This window comes from Mitsuokella sp. AF21-1AC (assembly GCF_003458855.1).
Lineage (GTDB): Bacteria > Bacillota > Negativicutes > Selenomonadales > Selenomonadaceae > Mitsuokella.
This window is the reverse complement of record NZ_QRVW01000012.1, coordinates 1-16,182: the sequence shown is the minus strand read 5'-3', so window position 1 is coordinate 16,182 and position 16,182 is coordinate 1. Positions and strand designations below refer to the sequence as shown.

Annotated in this window: 17 protein-coding genes and 1 pseudogene; 14 read left to right on the top strand and 4 right to left on the bottom strand. The window is 56.4% G+C overall.

The features are described 5' to 3' along the window. Positions 1 to 154 precede the first annotated feature (154 nt). The 11 genes from DWX75_RS05895 (at position 155) to DWX75_RS05845 (ending at position 10,944) form a co-directional block, all read left to right on the top strand. Positions 155 to 1,012 (top strand): D-alanyl-D-alanine carboxypeptidase family protein, encoded by an 858-nt coding sequence (locus tag DWX75_RS05895; RefSeq protein ID WP_118015408.1) that lies wholly within the window; start codon positions 155 to 157, stop codon positions 1,010 to 1,012. A 152-nt stretch (positions 1,013 to 1,164) separates the two neighbouring features. Continuing rightward, positions 1,165 to 2,010, top strand: a complete 846-nt coding sequence (locus DWX75_RS05890; protein ID WP_118015407.1) for an aminotransferase class IV — start codon at positions 1,165 to 1,167, stop codon at positions 2,008 to 2,010. 50 nt (positions 2,011 to 2,060) lie between these two features. After that, complete coding sequence (locus DWX75_RS05885) at positions 2,061 to 2,618, top strand: HD domain-containing protein (protein ID WP_369974335.1); 558 nt, start codon at positions 2,061 to 2,063, stop codon at positions 2,616 to 2,618. Position 2,619: 1 nt separating this feature from the next. Beyond that, positions 2,620 to 3,252: an MBL fold metallo-hydrolase gene (locus DWX75_RS05880; RefSeq protein WP_118015406.1), complete on the top strand. Its 633-nt coding sequence runs from the start codon at positions 2,620 to 2,622 to the stop codon at positions 3,250 to 3,252. Between the two features lie 28 nt (positions 3,253 to 3,280). After that, positions 3,281 to 4,117 carry an NAD(+) diphosphatase gene (gene nudC, locus DWX75_RS05875; RefSeq protein ID WP_118015405.1) on the top strand — a complete coding sequence of 279 codons (837 nt, stop codon included), beginning with the start codon at positions 3,281 to 3,283 and terminating at the stop codon, positions 4,115 to 4,117. A gap of 22 nt (positions 4,118 to 4,139) precedes the next feature. Continuing rightward, positions 4,140 to 5,072: a hypothetical protein gene (locus DWX75_RS05870; RefSeq protein WP_118015404.1), complete on the top strand. Its 933-nt coding sequence runs from the start codon at positions 4,140 to 4,142 to the stop codon at positions 5,070 to 5,072. A gap of 67 nt (positions 5,073 to 5,139) precedes the next feature. Beyond that, positions 5,140 to 6,135 (top strand): polysaccharide deacetylase family protein, encoded by a 996-nt coding sequence (locus DWX75_RS05865; protein ID WP_233519488.1) that lies wholly within the window; start codon positions 5,140 to 5,142, stop codon positions 6,133 to 6,135. Between the two features lie 152 nt (positions 6,136 to 6,287). Further along, positions 6,288 to 7,385: a UDP-galactopyranose mutase gene (gene glf / locus DWX75_RS05860; RefSeq protein WP_118015403.1), complete on the top strand. Its 1,098-nt coding sequence runs from the start codon at positions 6,288 to 6,290 to the stop codon at positions 7,383 to 7,385. Positions 7,386 to 7,465: 80 nt separating this feature from the next. Further along, entirely contained in the window at positions 7,466 to 9,271 is a 1,806-nt protein-coding gene (locus tag DWX75_RS05855; RefSeq protein WP_118015402.1) for a B12-binding domain-containing radical SAM protein, read from the top strand. An 89-nt stretch (positions 9,272 to 9,360) separates the two neighbouring features. After that, positions 9,361 to 10,125, top strand: coding sequence for an HAD-IIB family hydrolase (locus DWX75_RS05850; protein WP_118015455.1), 765 nt, complete (start codon positions 9,361 to 9,363; stop codon positions 10,123 to 10,125). A 123-nt stretch (positions 10,126 to 10,248) separates the two neighbouring features. Further along, positions 10,249 to 10,944 (top strand): DUF542 domain-containing protein, encoded by a 696-nt coding sequence (locus DWX75_RS05845; RefSeq protein WP_118015401.1) that lies wholly within the window; start codon positions 10,249 to 10,251, stop codon positions 10,942 to 10,944. Between the two features lie 85 nt (positions 10,945 to 11,029). Here the strand turns inward: DWX75_RS05845 and DWX75_RS05840 are convergent, their stop codons facing one another. Both DWX75_RS05840 and DWX75_RS12190 read right to left on the bottom strand, forming a co-directional pair. Further along, positions 11,030 to 11,635: a DUF1847 domain-containing protein gene (locus DWX75_RS05840; RefSeq protein WP_118015400.1), complete on the bottom strand. Its 606-nt coding sequence runs from the start codon at positions 11,633 to 11,635 to the stop codon at positions 11,030 to 11,032. Positions 11,636 to 11,649: 14 nt separating this feature from the next. Beyond that, positions 11,650 to 12,567 carry a DUF134 domain-containing protein gene (locus DWX75_RS12190; RefSeq protein ID WP_118015399.1) on the bottom strand — a complete coding sequence of 306 codons (918 nt, stop codon included), beginning with the start codon at positions 12,565 to 12,567 and terminating at the stop codon, positions 11,650 to 11,652. Positions 12,568 to 12,853: 286 nt separating this feature from the next. On the opposite strand from DWX75_RS12190, the gene DWX75_RS12285 reads away from it, so the two are divergent. Then, positions 12,854 to 12,988 (top strand): hypothetical protein, encoded by a 135-nt coding sequence (locus DWX75_RS12285; RefSeq protein ID WP_255424260.1) that lies wholly within the window; start codon positions 12,854 to 12,856, stop codon positions 12,986 to 12,988. A 49-nt stretch (positions 12,989 to 13,037) separates the two neighbouring features. Here the strand turns inward: DWX75_RS12285 and DWX75_RS05830 are convergent, their stop codons facing one another. Beyond that, complete coding sequence (locus DWX75_RS05830; RefSeq protein WP_147671536.1) at positions 13,038 to 13,277, bottom strand: hypothetical protein; 240 nt, start codon at positions 13,275 to 13,277, stop codon at positions 13,038 to 13,040. 123 nt (positions 13,278 to 13,400) lie between these two features. Then, positions 13,401 to 14,381, bottom strand: a pseudogene (locus DWX75_RS05825) (transposase). Positions 14,382 to 14,530: 149 nt separating this feature from the next. On the opposite strand from DWX75_RS05825, the gene DWX75_RS05820 reads away from it, so the two are divergent. Both DWX75_RS05820 and DWX75_RS05815 read left to right on the top strand, forming a co-directional pair. Next, complete coding sequence (locus DWX75_RS05820; RefSeq protein ID WP_118015397.1) at positions 14,531 to 14,941, top strand: hypothetical protein; 411 nt, start codon at positions 14,531 to 14,533, stop codon at positions 14,939 to 14,941. Between the two features lie 20 nt (positions 14,942 to 14,961). Further along, on the top strand, positions 14,962 to 16,041 hold the full coding sequence (locus DWX75_RS05815; protein WP_118015396.1) for an AAA family ATPase: 1,080 nt from the start codon (positions 14,962 to 14,964) through the stop codon (positions 16,039 to 16,041). The last annotated feature ends 141 nt before the right edge of the window (positions 16,042 to 16,182 follow it).

The window sequence follows — 16,182 nt, the reverse complement described above, 5'->3', positions numbered from 1 at the left end:
GTATATTGTCCATATGAGTGGTATTTTTCGGTGAGGAAAATGGCATTTTTATGGGTTTGTCTTGGATTTGAAGGCCGGTAGCATCTATGCTATCATAGTAGAGGCAACGGAATGAACAGGATTTCATCCGGACGTTTTTGACAGAAGGAAAAACGTGAGACATTTAACAAAACGGCTGGCTGCCGCCGTGCTGAGTGCAGCCATACTCGTCATCTGGTCGGCCTGCGCACTGGCTGCAGCGCCAGACATCACGGCCGATGCGGCCATCGTCGTCAATGAGCAGACAGGCGAGGTGCTCTACGAGAAGAACGCTGATAAACGCGAGTATCCGGCCAGCATGACGAAGATGATGACCTGCATCCTCGCGCTCGAGCGCACGAGTCCCGACCAGATCGTCACAGTCAGCGACAATGCTGCCGATGTGGAATGCACGAGACTTTATCCGGGCTATGAACTGCGCATGGCCGACATGCTGCAGCAGATGATGATGATTTCCGACAACGGCGCGGCCACGGCCGTCGGTGAGGCTGTTGCCGGCGATATCGACTCCTTTGCCGCGCTCATGAATGAGAAGGCGGCTGCGCTCGGCGCCACGGACACGCATTTCGTGAACGCCAATGGCATGCCGGACAGCAATCACTATTCGACAGCGCGCGACATGGCCAAAATCGCGAGCTACGGCATGAAGATGCCGGCCTTCCGCAAGATCGTCGGCACTGAGGCGAAAAACATTTACTACATCCGCCCGGCCGGCCACACGGCTTACTGCGAGAACACCAACGAGCTGCTCGATACGTACCCCGGCTGCACGGGCGTCAAGACGGGCTGGACGCGGGCCGCACGCGGCTGCCTGACGGCGGCGGCAAAGCGCGGCGATACGGAGCTTCTCGTTGTCGTTATGCATTCCGACAGCGACGACACGCGCTTCAGCGAGGCGGCTGCCCTGCTCGACTACGGCTTTGCCGAGCTCCAGCAGAAACAGCAGGCACCGGCAGCATCAAAGGCCGCCTGAGCCTCGGCAGGATGGGCCTATCATGCACGCATGATGAGAAAGAATCGCGCCGCAGGCAGGAAAATTGCCTTGTGGCGCGTATTTATATTATGTTGAGTAAGTTTTGCATCAGGAGGGGTTCCCGCTGATGCAGGGATTGAGGAGGGAGTCTCTTGAAAACCTTAGGCTATTACAATGGCAAGATCGGGGAACTCGACGCGATGTCGATCCCGATGAATGACCGTTCACACTGGTTTGGCGATGGCGTCTACGATGCCGCGCCGAGCCGCAATTACCATGTCTTTGCCCTCGATGAGCACATCGACCGCTTCTTCAACAGCGCGGCACTCCTGGACATCGTGATGCCCGTGACGAAAGAGGAACTCCGCCAGCTCCTCGACAAGCTCGTGCACAAGCTCGATACGGGTGATCTCTTCGTCTACTTCCAGGTGACGCGCGGCACGGGCCTGCGCAACCATGCGTTCACACCAGGTCCCGGCAATCTCTGGGTCATGCTGTTCCCGAGCAGCTGGAACGAAGGTGAGAAGCCCATCGACGTGATCACGGAGGAGGACAAGCGCTTCTATTTCTGCAACATCAAGACGCTGAACCTCATTCCGTCGGTGCTCGCTGCCGAGCATGCGAAGCGGCAGGGCTGCGAGGAGACGATTTTCTACCGCCATGATGGCCGCGTTACCGAGTGTGCGCACAGCAACTGCCACATTCTCAAGGACGGCAAGCTCATCACGGCGCCGGCCGACGAGCTGATCCTGCCGGGCATCGCGCGCGCGCATCTCATTCGTAAATGCAAGGAACTCGGCATCGGCGTCAGCGAGACACCGTATTATAAAGAAGCGCTCTTTACGGCCGACGAGGTCCTCGTGACGAGCTCGAGCAATTTCTGCCTGCGCGTCGCGCATATCGACGGCCAGGCTGTCGGCGGCCGTGCCCCGGAGCTCTATGAGCGTCTGCGCCAGTCGCTCGTAGCGGAATTCTTGCACGCAACCAGTGACAATTGACTGCCCCCAGGGAGGGGACGCCAGGAAGCCAGGAAAGGAAGTGGCCACAGATGATGGAACACGAATCAAATAAAATCGATAACGAGAAGCCGCAGGGGGCGGCCGTCGAGGATGTTCTTGCGGCGATGATTGCCTTTGACCATGGCGATGCCAGGAGAATCCAGCATTTCCTGAAGGTATACGCCTATGCCTCGCTGCTGGGCAAACGGGAAGGGCTGCCTGATGATACGCAGCGCCTGCTTGAGATTGCCGCCATCCTGCACGACATCGGCATCCATGCCGCCGAGGAAAAGTACGGCAGCTCGGCCGGCATCTATCAGGAAAAGGAAGGGCCGGCCCCGGCACGCGAGCTCCTGCAAAAGCTCGGCTTTGCGCCTGCGTTCATCGACCGCGTCTGCTTCCTCATCGGCCACCATCACACGTATCAGGGCGTCGATGGCCCGGATTACCAGATCCTGCTCGAAGCCGACTTCCTCGTCAATGCCTACGAGGACCAGCTTTCCGAAAAGGGTATCCGCGCCTTCCGCGAGAAGGTCTTCCGCACGAAAAGCGGCAGACAGCTGCTTGATGTCATCTACGGCTTGACGCCGGAAGAAGGGGAGGTGTGACATGATTTTACAGGCAACGGTCATGAAGTACATTCCGACGAATGCCTACTTCTACATCGATAACGAAACGAAGCACGGCTTCCTCATCGACCCGGGCGCGCAGGCGGGCAAGCTGCTCGAGATGATCCGTGAAAAGGGCTTCATCATCGAGCGCATCCTTCTGACGCACGGCCATTTTGACCACATCGGCGCCGTCGAGGAGCTCCGGAAGGCCTTGAATATCCCCGTCTGCATGCAGGCAAACGGCCGCGCCTATGCGGAAAATCCCGTCTGGAACCTTTCGGTGCAGACGGAAGCACCCATTACCCTCTCGGATGTGACGTATCTTGCCGATTACAGCACCGTCTCGCTCGCAGATTCTTCCGCCTGCGACCTCAAAATCATCCCCGTGCCGGGCCATACGACCGACGGCGCCATGTACTACACGGCAAAGGACGGCGTCGCGTTTGTCGGCGACTCCATCTTTGAGGGCAGCTATGGCCGCACGGACATGTACGGCGGCGACGAAGCGACGCTGCTCCAAAATATTCGCGACAAGATCCTCACGCTGCCGGATGAGACAATCCTGCTCTCGGGCCACTCGGGCCCGACCACCGTGCGGGAGGAAAAAACGCGCCCGTTCTATCAGGCATGACAACGGAATTGACGAAAGGAACTTCTTCATGATCCAGGATATTGCACCGAAAAAACTCGATAACCAGTACAAGCCGGACGCGGTCCCGAAAGACGACAGCGTCATGTTCTGTTTCCGCGGCAAGGACGTGCTCGTGCGCCAGGACGAGGGCAAGCTCTTCCCGACGTTTGCGCAGCTCGGCCACCCGCACGACTGCGTCTACCTCTTCACCATCGGCAAGAAGAGCTTCTTCCTGCTGCTTGGCCACGAAGAGCCGCTCATCCCGGCAGGCTTTGCCTTTGAGCCCGTGCGCTCGATCCGCAGCAGCAAGGAAGCCAAGTTGCCGAGCTTCTACGCCTTCTACACGGCCCTGCATCTCTCGGGCTGGTACCGTGCCAACCGCTTCTGCGGGGCCTGCGGCCAGCCGACCGAGCTCGACACGAAGGAACGCGCCCTGCGCTGCCCGCACTGCGGGAACATCATCTACCCGCGCATCAATCCGGCTGTCATCGTCGGCGTGCTGCATGACGGCAAGATTCTCGTGACGAAATACGCGCGCAGCTACGACGTGCCGTTTTTCGCGCTGATCGCCGGCTTCACCGAGATTGGTGAGACGCTTGAGGAGACGGTCGAGCGCGAGGTCATGGAGGAAACGGGCCTGCACGTCAAGAACATCCGCTACTATAAATCGCAGCCCTGGGGCAGTGCGGCCGACATCCTCGCCGGCTTCTACTGCGACCTCGACGGTTCGCCCGAGATCCACATGGACAAGCAGGAACTCAGCCGCGCCCTCTGGGCCAGCCCCGAGGAGGTCATCCTGCAGCCGGACGACTGGAGCCTGACGAATGAGATGATGCAGCGCTTCAAGGAGGGCAAGCCCTGCTGAGCACGGAAGGGGAATCGCAATCATGACCGTAGTCAAGACGTACAAGCTGGAGCCGGAAACCATCCAGAACCTCCAGAAGATTTGCGAGGAGCTTGAGCTGACCTGGGACGGGACGTTCACGACGCTGGCGAACCTCTATGCGCAGCAGAAGGCCATCGGCACGCTGCCCGAACGCGGTGCGGAGATCAAGGAATTCCAGGGACTCCTCAATCAGCTGTCGGCATCGTTCACGCATGCGCTGCAGCTCAACGCGAACACCGAGGAGCGCGTGCGCCAGGAGTATGCGCGCCGCCTCGCCGCGCAGGAAGCCGCACTCGAGCAGGCGCAGGAAAAGGCAAAGGAAGCCGGCGAGCAGGCCAGGCAGGCCGAAGAGAGCCGGCAGGAAGCCGTATCTGCCCAGGAGAAGCTTCAAAAAGCGAATGATGTAATTCAGGCAAAGCTGACGGCGCTGCAGACTGCTTTGCAGCAGGAACGGCAGGAGCACGAAGCCGTCCTCGCCGATAAGGAACAGCTGCAGGCGCTCCTCTCCGCGCGGGTCGAGAGCCTGCAGCAGGAACTCGCGGCCAGCCGGCAGCACGCCAAAGAAGAGGAGGCCGCGCGGACGCAGCTGCAGGAGCTCGCAAGCTCCCTGCAGCAGGAAAAGGCCGCACACCATGAGACGAAACAGCAGCTGCAGCGTGCAGAAGAAGACCGGCAGGCCATGGAGAAGCGCCTCGCAGCGCAGTCAGCCCAGCAGGAACAGGAGCTGGCTCTCCTGAGAGCTCGGGCCGAGAATGAGAAACAGTCGGCGCTTTTGCAGGCCCGCGAAGAACTCGTGCAGAAGCTCGACGCGATGCATCAGCAGTACGCAGCCGAGCTCGCCCGCGTCTACGGGGCGATGCACCTGCCTGCCACACAGGCTCCCGATAATCAGACGGCAGGCAGCAAAGAGGCGGAGGCCAAGGCCGAGCTGTGAAGCTGCGGCCGTGCAGCCGGCACACGATAGGAATCGACAGGAAAAGACAGAAAAAGGAAGGAAAAGCATGAAGCATTTGGACAGGACAGAAGAAGCATCATTTCCGGAAGAGAGCGCGCGAAACGAGCGGACCGGACAGGGCGGCAAAAAACTGCCGCTGAGGCAGACGGCCGGCGGGCTGCGTGCCCTGCTCGGTGGCCTGGCTCTTATGGGCCTCCTGCTGTTTGGCGGCTGCGCGTCAAACGGCGGAGACCAGGCGGCTTCCTCCAGTTCTTCCAGTTCTTCCGGGGCGGCAGAAGAGGAGCCGGCTTTCTCCTGTGCGCTGGCCAGTGACAATTTCTCCAACCTGCAGCAATCGGATCCCCGCACGCCAATCTACGACAACAAGACGCTCGCCATGCGGCGTCAGCAGGGCCTGCCGACCACGCTGCCCGAGCTCAAGCCGTACCGTGAGGGACGCGTGGCCTACCTGACCTTTGACGATGGCCCGGACGACAAGAACACGCCGGCCATCCTCGACATCCTCAAGGAAAACGGCGTGACCGCGACCTTCTATGTGACGGGCCAGCATGCCGAGCTTCACCCCGACGTGCTCAAGCGCATCTTCGCCGAGCACCATGCCATCGGCAATCACAGCTACGACCACAAATACGAGAAGCTTTACCCCTCGGTGCAGGGCTTCCTCGCCGAGATGGAAAAGACCGACGACATCATCTACGGCATCCTCGGCGTGCGCCCGCTCATCCTGCGCGCACCGGGCGGCGTCATCGGCAATTTCACATCCGCCTACGCCCCGGCGCTCAAGGCCAATGGCTACGTCGAGCACGATTGGAATATCAGCTCAGCCGACGCCGCCCCGAATCACCCGGTCGCTCAGGATTTCATCGACAACATCGATAACCAGACGAACGGCGCAGCCGTACAGCACACGGCCATCATCCTCATGCACTCCTCCGAGGGCCACGAGGAAACCGTCAAGGCCCTGCCGGAAATCATCCGCATCCTCAAAGCCAAGGGATATACCTTTGGCGTCATCACCCCGATGACCCCGCAGCCCTGGTGACAAAGTCCCGGAACGGGAATTCGCACCGCAGCGATGAGGGCTGTGAACATGCAGAGAAAGCAGGCGGCCAATTTTCCGGAGAAGTATGGTATAATGAAAAAATAATGTTCGGAGTTTGGCAAGAATGTGTTTTGTGTCGAGGAGGCAGGACGATGTACGATTATCTGGTGGTTGGCAGCGGTCTTTTTGGGGCGGTTTTTGCACATGAGGCAAAGCAGGCGGGAAAGTCGGTGCTGGTGCTGGAGCGCCGGGCGCATGCAGGCGGCAATGTGTATTGTGAGCAGAAGGATGGCATCAACATCCATAAATACGGTGCGCATATTTTCCACACGAGCTATGAGGATGTCTGGCAGTATGTGAATCAGTTTGTGACATTCAATAATTTCATCAATTCGCCGGTCGCGAATTATCAGGGACATCTCTACAATCTGCCGTTCAATATGAACACCTTCCGCGAACTCTGGGACATCGTGACGCCGGCGCAGGCCAAGGCAATCATTGCGGAGCAGCGCAAGGTCATTACGGGAGAGCCGCGGAATCTGGAGGAGCAGGCGATTTCGCTCGTCGGCACGGATATTTATACGAAGCTCATCAAGGGGTACACGGAAAAGCAGTGGGGCCGGAGCTGCACGGAACTGCCGTCGTTCATCATCAAACGGCTGCCGGTCCGCTATACGTTTGACAACAATTATTTCAATGACCGGTATCAGGGCATCCCGGTCGGCGGCTACAACAAGCTCATTGAGGCGCTGCTTGAAGGGATTGAGGTGCGCACGGGCGTGGATTATCTCAGGGAGCGTGCGGCTTACCGGGACACTGCGAAGACGGTGGTGTATACGGGCTCGATTGACAAGTATTTTGATTACAAGCTCGGGCAGCTCGAGTACCGTGGCCTGCGTTTTGAGACGGAGCGACTTGAGGAGGAGAACCATCAGGGCGTGGCCGTGGTCAATTATACGGAACGTGAGGTGCCGTATACGCGCATCATCGAACATAAGCATTTTGAATTCGGCACGCAGCCGGTCACGTACATCACGCGCGAGTATCCGGCAGACTGGAAACGCGGCGAGGAGGCGTACTATCCGGTCAATAATGCGCGCAACCAGGAGCTTTATGCGCAGTATGCAGCTCTTGCGCAAGCGGAGAACCATGTTGTTTTCGGCGGTCGTCTGGCGGAGTACAAGTATTACGATATGGACGATGTCATCAAGAGTGCGCTGGAGTGCGCGAAAGCACACCTCCATGGCTGATGCAGCCGTGTGTGCGAGGCGTTTGATAAAAAGAAGTGGCCCGGGGATGCCCGGGCTTTTTTTGAGGAAGGAGCGGAGCATTGCAGGGACGACAGGAATTTGAGAGACGGGAACAGGGCCAATCGCGGCAGAACATCCTCTGGCTGGCGGTCAATGCGAAGTATTCGCATACATCGCTGGCGGTGCGGTATTTGCGGGCCTGCGTGCCGGGGTCCGAGGTGATGGAGCTCACGATCAACCATCTGCTGCTTGACGCGCTCGGGGAGATCTATGAGCGGCAGCCGCGCGTGCTGGGAATTTCATGCTATATCTGGAACATCGAGATGGTGAAGAAACTCCTGCGGCTCCTGCCGGCGGCGCTGCCGGATACGGTCGTGATCTGCGGCGGGCCGGAGGTTTCGTATGAGACGGCATCGTTTTTGCGCGAGTTCCCGATGGTGGATTTTGTCGTGCGCGGCGAGGGCGAGGAGGCCGTGCCGGCGCTTATCGACAGGCTGCGGGCCGTGGATTTTGCCAAAGCGCGGGTGCGGGAGGTCAGCCTCAAGGGACCGCTGCCGGGCGTGGCGATGCGGCGCGCAGACGGCTCGATTGACGAGAGCCGGGCCGTGACGGTCGCGGATTTTGCGCAGGTGCCGTTTGCCTACGAGGAGCAGGAGCTCGCGGACCTCAGGGAACGCATCCTCTACTATGAGACGTCGCGCGGCTGCCCGTTTGCGTGCGCGTACTGCCTGTCGTGTGCGACGGCAGGCGTGCGCTTCCTGCCGCTTGCGCGCGTGTTCCGCGAGCTCGAGGTTTTCGTGCGCCATGACGTGCGTCAGGTGAAGTTCGTCGACCGCACGTTCAACGCGAAAAAGTCGCATTTCCTGCCCATCCTGCAGTACATCCTCGCGCTGCCTGCCTCGGTGCGGACGAATTTCCATTTCGAGGTGGCCATCGATTACCTCGACGAGGAGGTGCTGCAGACACTCGCGCAGATGCCGCGTGGTCGCGTGCAGCTCGAGATCGGCATCCAGTCGACGAATGAGGCGACGCTTGCGGCAGTTTCGCGCGTCAACCACTGGCAGGAGATCGCCGCACACATCCGGCGCATCCTTTCGTTCCACAATATGCATTTGCACGTCGACCTCATCATCGGGCTGCCGGGCGAGGGGATGGCGTCGTTCCACCGGTCGTTCAACGACGTTTATGCGCTCGGCGCCGACATGCTGCAGCTGGGCTTCCTCAAATTCCTCAAGGGGGCCGCGATGATGGAGCTCGTCGAGCCCTACCGCTACCGGTATATGCCGATGGCACCGTACGAGGTCCTGGCGTCCGACGCCCTGACATACGGCGAGATTCGCTGGTTCCACAGCTTCGAACAGGTTTTTGAGTACTACTACAACGCGGGGCGCTGCCGCCATACGGCCGCGTATTTCGTGCAGACAGGCGAGCACGGCGACGCCTTCGCGTTCTGGCAGAAATTCACGGACTGGTGGGAGGCACGCGGCTTCCACCGCGTCGGCCATGCGACGAAGAATCTTTACGCGTATCTGCGCGATTTCTGTGAGGAGGCATACGGCGCGGAGGCGGAGCTTATGGACAGCCTTCTGCGCTTCGACGCGCTGCTCGCCGATGGCGGGCGCATCCGGCCGGCGTACCTGCACTGGGATATGGAGAAACATCAGGACGTGACGGCGCCGTTCTGGCGCAGTGAGCGGCCGCAGGCGTATGTGCCGGGGTTCGTGTTCCGGAACTGGCGCGACCTGCGCGGCAAGTACCATATCGAGTTTTTTCCATACGATATGTGCGCCCTGATGAAGGGCGAAGGTGAGCTGCCAAGGCGTCAGACAGCACTGCTCTTTGACTTCACGGGGCTCGACGTGACCTGCCGGGAGGTCGTGTTCTGAGAGAGAGATTGTGCTATACTATAAGGAATCGCTAGGAAAAGAAAGGTGGTGTGCGGGGGCGTCGCGCATTGGCGCTGCCCGCGGAACAGATGAAATTAGCAGCAACGGATTTTGACGGGACGTTTTGCCCGCACGGGGAGCCGATTCCCGCAGAAAATATAGAGGCCGTGCAGCGCTGGCAGAAAGCCGGCCATAAATTCGGCATCTGCACGGGACGCGGGATCGGGCTCATCCGTCATGCGCTCGCGCCGTACCCGGAGCTCAGGCCCGATTACCTCGTCTGCAACAACGGCGGCGTGATCGTCGACGGCGCTGGCAGGATCCTCCAGAGTTTCGTCGTGCCCGCGGACGTGCGCGACGGCATGCTCGCCATGCCCGTGCTCCGCGAGACGCATCATCCGCTGCGCATCCTGACGGAGCGCGGCATGTTCACGCTCGACACGGGCGCCGATATCCCGTTCGGCCTGCCTATTGAGATGCCGCTGATCTCGTTTGAGGAAGCGCAGAAACTCCCCGATGTCGTGCAGATCAGCCTGCGCTGTGATTCAATCGAGGAAGCTCTGGCGACGACGCACGAGGTCAAAAAAGCCTTTCCCGGCATCGTCGGCAACATCAACCGCAATTACATCGACTTCAACCGCCGCGAGGCCAACAAGCGTGACGGCGTGCGCCATCTGCTGCAGGCGACGGGCTGGCAGCCGGAACAGGTCCTCTTCATCGGCGACGACCGCAACGATCTGCCGGCCGTCGAATATTTCAAGGGCTGCACCGTCGCAACAGCCGCTGATTTCATGAAAGAGGCCGCCAGCGCCGTCTATCCGACGGTCGGCGATATGCTCCTCGCCAATCTGTAAGGACTCCGTAGCAAATGTTACAGAACCCATCGCTTCCATCCGATATACTGAAGATGCTTAAAGAACAACAGCAAAACAACAAGAAGCATCAACACTGGTACTATCTGTAAAGGAAGCGATACTATGATCACGAAAGATATGACACTTGCCGATGTCGTCAAAGAGCACCCGAACACGATCGGGTTCCTCAACGGCCTGCATCTTGACTACTGCTGCGGCGGGCACGAAGCCATTTCCATCGCGGTCCGCGAGAAAGGGCTCGACGTGGACAAATTCCTTGCGGAGCTCAATGAAGTGGCGGCGCGCAAGACGCAGCAGCGCGACGTACACGAAGACATCGAATCCTTCAAGGAACTCAAGGTCACGGACATGCTCGACGATCTCGAAGCCACGCACCACGTCACGGACCGCAAACTCATGGCCGAGACGGAAGCATATCTCAACAAGATCCTCATCGTCCATTACCCGCATCACGGCGAGATGCTCACGCGCCTCCATCACCTCTATGCCGGCCTCAAAGCCGAGCTCGAAGAGCATTTTGCCAAGGAAGAGCAGCTCGTTTTCCCGCTGATGCGTCAGCATCCGCATCCCGACGCCAAGACGCTCGCACTCGTCGAGGAGCTGGAGCAGGAGCACAGCGGCGCCGGCGACATCATCAAGGAAATCCAGGAACTCACGGACAACTTCACGCCGCCCGCAGACGCCTGCCCGACGTTCCGTCATACGTACGCCACTATGGAACAGCTCTTTGATGATGTCTTCATCCACATCTTCAAGGAAAACTCCATCGCCTTCCCCGAGTACGCCGAACAGGCATAAGAAGGCCGGACAAGCATAGAAAAACGCCCGCCCCGTGTTTCAAAGACACAGGGGCGGGCGTTTTGACGTATTTGCCTGAGATTGGTCAAACTTCGCCTTCGTCCATGATGCCGAGTTTGCGCTTCCAATAGCGCGAATAGATGGCACCGAGCGGGTTGTGGGCGAGCAGGCGGTCCTTGACGACGAGCGTCGTGACGGGACCGGGGCAGGCGGCGTTGAAGAGCGCGTCGTGGCCGACGCAGAGCCCGCACGAGATGAAGAGCTCCGTGCCGGCTTCGGCGAGGAAACGCGCCTGGAACTTCGGGTTGCACATGGCCTCGTGTTCAAGTTCCGGCTTGACCTGCTTGAGGCCGAGTTCCTTCTTGGCAAAGCTGCAGTTCTTGCAGCAGACGCTGTAAAAGGCAAAGCCCTGTTTTTCATAGAACCGGGCGATGTAGCGGGCCTCGGCGTTCAGCCCGATGCAGAACGCCATGCCGAGTTTGTGGTAGCCCATCGCCTTGGCGAACTCCGCCGTTTCCTCGAGCCGCGTGATGTTGCTGTAAAACGTGCCCTCGACGTAAGCCGCCGCTTTCATGATCCGGCGCTCTTCCTCCGAATACGCCGCGAGGATGGTATCTTTATCGACGCCCGTGCAGTTGACGCCCCTGGTGTAGCAGGCATGCGTCGGGCAATTGGTACAATCCGCTTTCATGACCGCCACTCCTTTCAAGCTTCGTGATGACTGCCGTGGCTGTGACCATGGCCTGCGCCGTCATGATGATGATGGCAGCCGTGACCCTCGCCTTCGCCGTGATGGTGGTGGCAGCCATGGCCATGTCCTTCGTCCGCGCCATGATGATGTTCGCAGTGAACGGCCGGGTCATAGGCGAGACGGTCCGCGAGGAAATCGGCGGCTGCTTCGTCTGCGCTTCCCTGCACGCCGCCGTAAAAACGGATGCCCGCTTCCTTCAATGCGTTCTGTGCGCCAGCGCCGATGCCGCCGCAGATCAGCACCTCGACGTCCTCCTGCTTGAGAAGCGTGACGAGCGCGCCGTGGCCGGCCCCGTTGGCTTCCAGGATTTCAGAGCCCGTGATGGCCCCGTCCGTCACCTCATAGAGCTTGAACCGCTCGCTTCTGCCAAAATGCTGGAAAACCTGTCCTTCATCGTAAGGGATCGCTACTCGCATGAAAATCCTTCCTTTCCTTATATGGGAGTCTGTCGCATCCGAATCCATCGGGGCATCCGCCGGATTTGCCTCCGCCCTGGCTGGAAAAACTGCCGACTCTGCTGCTGAATTTGCCGAGGTGTAGGGGAGCGGTGCGCAGCAGGACCTGCAGCCTGCGGATTCCGCCTGCGGGCAGATTTCGAAATTCCCGCCCGCAATCACCAGCGGCCGGCCTTCGACGAGCGCCCCCGCCAGGCGCCGTCGCGCCCGCGTATAGATGGCCTGTACCGTCGTGCGGGCCACGCCCATCTGCACGGCACATTCCTCCTGCGTCATGCCGAGGTAATCCATGAGGCGGATGCATTCAAAATCCTCGACCTCCATGCGCACGGGCGCCTTCGCGTCATCCGGCTGCGGCGTAAACTGCGCATACACCGGCAGTCCGCAAACGCGCCGCGCCTTGGCCAATCTCCCCATTCATATCACCTCAACTTCACAAATTACTGACATATGTCATCTATAAGCATCATAATCCCTTTTATGGCATATGTCAACAATTATTTCCTGATACGATTTTATTGGGAAGTCTTGCCTGAATCGAAGCTTCCCCCTTTGGGGGAAGTGGCCCGCAGGGCCGATAGGGGAAACTGCATGTATTCGCTTCGCTGCTCCATGAAAATCGAGCCCGTACCGCGTGCCCGCCAGCTCAAAGACCTCTTTCGCCCCTTCGGGGCACCTTCTCCGGGGATGCCGCGGCAGGATTTTGACGACTGTATCCCCCGACGACATCGGCGAATGGCAGTTTGTGGACTACGGCGAGGATTTCACGATCCAGTACGTCGACAGCTTCCCCGACATCAAGATCCAGTTCGTCGAGCACTGGCCGGGCATCGCGTGACATCAAAAAATGCAGCCACCCGAATGAATGGCTGCATTTTTATTCTTCATCAGTGTGTGGTCAGCTTGCGGAATGCTTCTTCCGTCATGCCGGCCCGCTTGGCGGCTTCTTTCATCGTGATGACACCGTCATGAACGAGTTCCATCAGTATCATCCAGCGGCCCTTTACCGTACCTTTTGCTTCCCCTTCCGCAAGTCCTTCGGCACGACCTTCAGCACGGCCTTCCTCACGGCCCTTTTCTTCGCGGCGGCGCAATTCCATATAATACGTCATGTATTCCACCTTCATTTCCTTGTTTTCCTTGGCCGTTTCCACGGCTTCTGCAATGCTTTCTGCAAACTTTCCCTGCGGGGCCTTGCCCTCGATGTAGTCGAGGAATGCGGGTGTGTCAAGAGTTTTGTGTAAATCGATTTAATAAGCAACATCATATTGTTGCATGAGCTGTGACATCCTATCATCCATGAGCAACTGGTTCCGGACCATCGCCCAGTTCGCAACGTGACGCCCCTCCCATTTTTTATAGAGTTCCAGGATGCGCAGGTAGAAAATCTTGAAGGCGGCATCCTCATTGGGGAATGCACCTTTCTTCGTCACCTTACGGAAGCTCGAGTTGACGCTCTCAATGGCATTGGTCGTGTACATGATCTTGCGTACGGCACTGCCGTAGTTGTAGAGCTGCTCGACGTGTGAGAAATTGTTCTCCCATACGCTGACTGCGCCTGGATAAGCCTGCCAGTCAGTCTTGAATTTCTCGAACTCCTGACGGGCCTGCTTGACATTGATTGCGCCGTAGATGAGCTTCAGCTGCTTCGTGAAGGCACTCCACTGCTTGCGTGGGATGTAGCGGATGGAATTGCGGATGAGGTGTACGATGCAGCGCTGGAGCGGCCGGTTCCGCTACGCTTCGACCTCTTCTGTGACGCAGTCCGTGATGGTAGAGATCTGCTCATGCGACATCTGGAAACCGTAGATATCTTCGATGGTCGCTGCAATGTCACGCTGGCTCATGCCACGGGCATACATCGCCAGCACCTTGCCCTCGATGGACGAGACATCGCGTTGGTGCTTCTTGATGATCTGCGGCTCAAACGTGCTCTGGCGGTCTCTGGGGACACGGATAGGGACTTCGCCCAGAGATGTCTTGAGCCTCTTGGATGAGTAGCCATTCCGTACATTGCCGCCATCTTCAGACCGCTCATGATTCTTATGGCCGAGATGATTTTCCATCTCACCTTTGAGCATGGACTCAAAGATTGTGGCAAAGATCTGCTTCAGGACGTCCTGGACGTCTTCCGCGCTCTTGATGTCGTAGTTGTCGAGAATCTGCTGAGCAATCTGTTCGCCTGGGGTAGTTGGTGGAGTTTTATGAATGTATTGTAGGGGAGGGGACATATATGATATAATTTAGAAAAAATGAAAAGTGGAAGACAAATAATAAAAAGCCAGCTTTTGTACGGTTTTCATCTGCTTTAGACAAGAAAATACATAAAGAGTGGGAAAAAGCAAGTTTACAGAATGAGTGATGTTGAGAGGTGTAATTTATGGCCAGAGATTTTTTTGACGAATGGAATGCATTGGTGGATGAAGCGAACAATTTAGTACTTAAATTGAGTGATGATGATGATTTGGATGATATTAATGATTGGCATAAAATGGTACTAATCAAAAGAGATTTAATGTGGTTGCGCGATTTAGTCATATATGAAATGAACTTAGATTTCATTGAACAGCTTATATCTCGGGCCATATCTGATAACGAAAAATTTGAGGTCGCCAGGGTTCATTATATTGCTACGAAAAGGGGGAAATCTAGTATTGATTGGATTTTGGATGATTGTAAGAGATTTACTATCCATGCTGGATATGCAGGTTATTTTACGGAAAAAGTCCGACGCTTTGTAGAAGATGTAAAAGATTCTTTCTTTTCTGACTCAGAAGAATCAGAAGACTAATTAATATGTAAGGGGCTCCTATGTTTTCAAAATACAAAGAAGTTTTGTATCCTAATGGATATCCTAAGTATGAAGGTTTTTTTACAGATGGAAAATTAAACGGCCGTGGCAAATCCTATTATGAAAATGGCAATTTACAGTACGATGGATACTGGGTGAATGGATTATACGACGGGGAAGGCGTTTTATACGACGAAGCTGGACGGGAAATTTATAAAGGCCGATGGGCTAATGGCAAACCAGAAAAAGCCGTTTTTAAAACTTCTTATACGACTGAATCAGAATCGCCTAAACTGCGGCAATACATGGATGAATTGAATTCGTTAATCGGATTGCTGGATGTCAAAAAAGAACTGAATAGTTTGATTAATTTTGTGAAAATTCAAGGCTTACGAAGCCGGCAAGGATTGGAAGTTCCTAATATTTCATTGCACATGGTATTTACAGGGAATCCCGGAACAGGGAAAACGACGGTAGCCCGATTGATGGGAAAGATTTTGTTTGAGCTTGGCTTTTTGTCAAAAGGGCATCTTGTCGAAACCAATCGGGCGGGATTAGTGGCCGGATATGTCGGGCAAACGGCATTGAAAACGGAAAAAGTTGTCAAACAGGCTATTGGCGGCGTCCTTTTTGTCGATGAAGCTTATTCATTGGCGACTGACGATAGCTATGGACAAGAAGCCATTGATACGTTGCTCAAATTAATGGAAGATAATCGCGGGAATCTAGTTGTCATCGTGGCAGGATATCCTGAATTGATGAAACAGTTCATTGATACGAACCCGGGGTTGTCTTCTCGATTTAGTAAATATATCCCCTTTAAAGACTATTCTGTCGATGAACTCATTGATATTTTTGAATTCATTTGCAAACAATATGCTTATCATATTACGGATAAAGGCAAAACCTTGTTGAAGGAGCACATTGCTAAACTGATAGAAAATAAAGATGATACATTTGGTAATGCCCGAACTATCCGCAATATTTTTGAAAAAGCAGTGGCTTTGCAGGCCAACCGCTTGATGGGATTAGAAACACTTCCACAGGATTTGTCTACGCTTACGGAAGTAGATATGAAAAGGTGTTTTCAAGCTCATTGAATTCGACAATCTTTATACCGTTATCTTCTCGAAAAATAAGCTGTCGTATTAAGAAATTTTTGTGCGATAGCTTATTTTTTGTCTGTTGTTGTATGTTCTGTTACAGCAGTTTACAGCTTTTTGAAGCACAATAAAATCGCA

Excerpts from the sequence above, each read along its gene's own strand:
- DWX75_RS05885 (WP_369974335.1), top strand. The coding sequence starts at position 2,061 with ATGATGGAACACGAATCAAATAAAATCGATAACGAGAAGCCGCAGGGG.
- DWX75_RS05880 (WP_118015406.1), top strand. The coding sequence starts at position 2,620 with ATGATTTTACAGGCAACGGTCATGAAGTACATTCCGACGAATGCCTAC.
- nudC (WP_118015405.1), top strand. The coding sequence starts at position 3,281 with ATGATCCAGGATATTGCACCGAAAAAACTCGATAACCAGTACAAGCCG.
- DWX75_RS05870 (WP_118015404.1), top strand. The coding sequence starts at position 4,140 with ATGACCGTAGTCAAGACGTACAAGCTGGAGCCGGAAACCATCCAGAAC.
- DWX75_RS05865 (WP_233519488.1), top strand. The coding sequence starts at position 5,140 with ATGAAGCATTTGGACAGGACAGAAGAAGCATCATTTCCGGAAGAGAGC.
- glf (WP_118015403.1), top strand. The coding sequence starts at position 6,288 with ATGTACGATTATCTGGTGGTTGGCAGCGGTCTTTTTGGGGCGGTTTTT.
- DWX75_RS05850 (WP_118015455.1), top strand. The coding sequence starts at position 9,361 with ATGAAATTAGCAGCAACGGATTTTGACGGGACGTTTTGCCCGCACGGG.
- DWX75_RS05845 (WP_118015401.1), top strand. The coding sequence starts at position 10,249 with ATGATCACGAAAGATATGACACTTGCCGATGTCGTCAAAGAGCACCCG.
- DWX75_RS05840 (WP_118015400.1), bottom strand. The coding sequence starts at position 11,635 with ATGAAAGCGGATTGTACCAATTGCCCGACGCATGCCTGCTACACCAGG.
- DWX75_RS12190 (WP_118015399.1), bottom strand. The coding sequence starts at position 12,567 with ATGGGGAGATTGGCCAAGGCGCGGCGCGTTTGCGGACTGCCGGTGTAT.
- DWX75_RS05830 (WP_147671536.1), bottom strand. The coding sequence starts at position 13,277 with ATGAAGGTGGAATACATGACGTATTATATGGAATTGCGCCGCCGCGAA.
- DWX75_RS05820 (WP_118015397.1), top strand. The coding sequence starts at position 14,531 with ATGGCCAGAGATTTTTTTGACGAATGGAATGCATTGGTGGATGAAGCG.
- DWX75_RS05815 (WP_118015396.1), top strand. The coding sequence starts at position 14,962 with ATGTTTTCAAAATACAAAGAAGTTTTGTATCCTAATGGATATCCTAAG.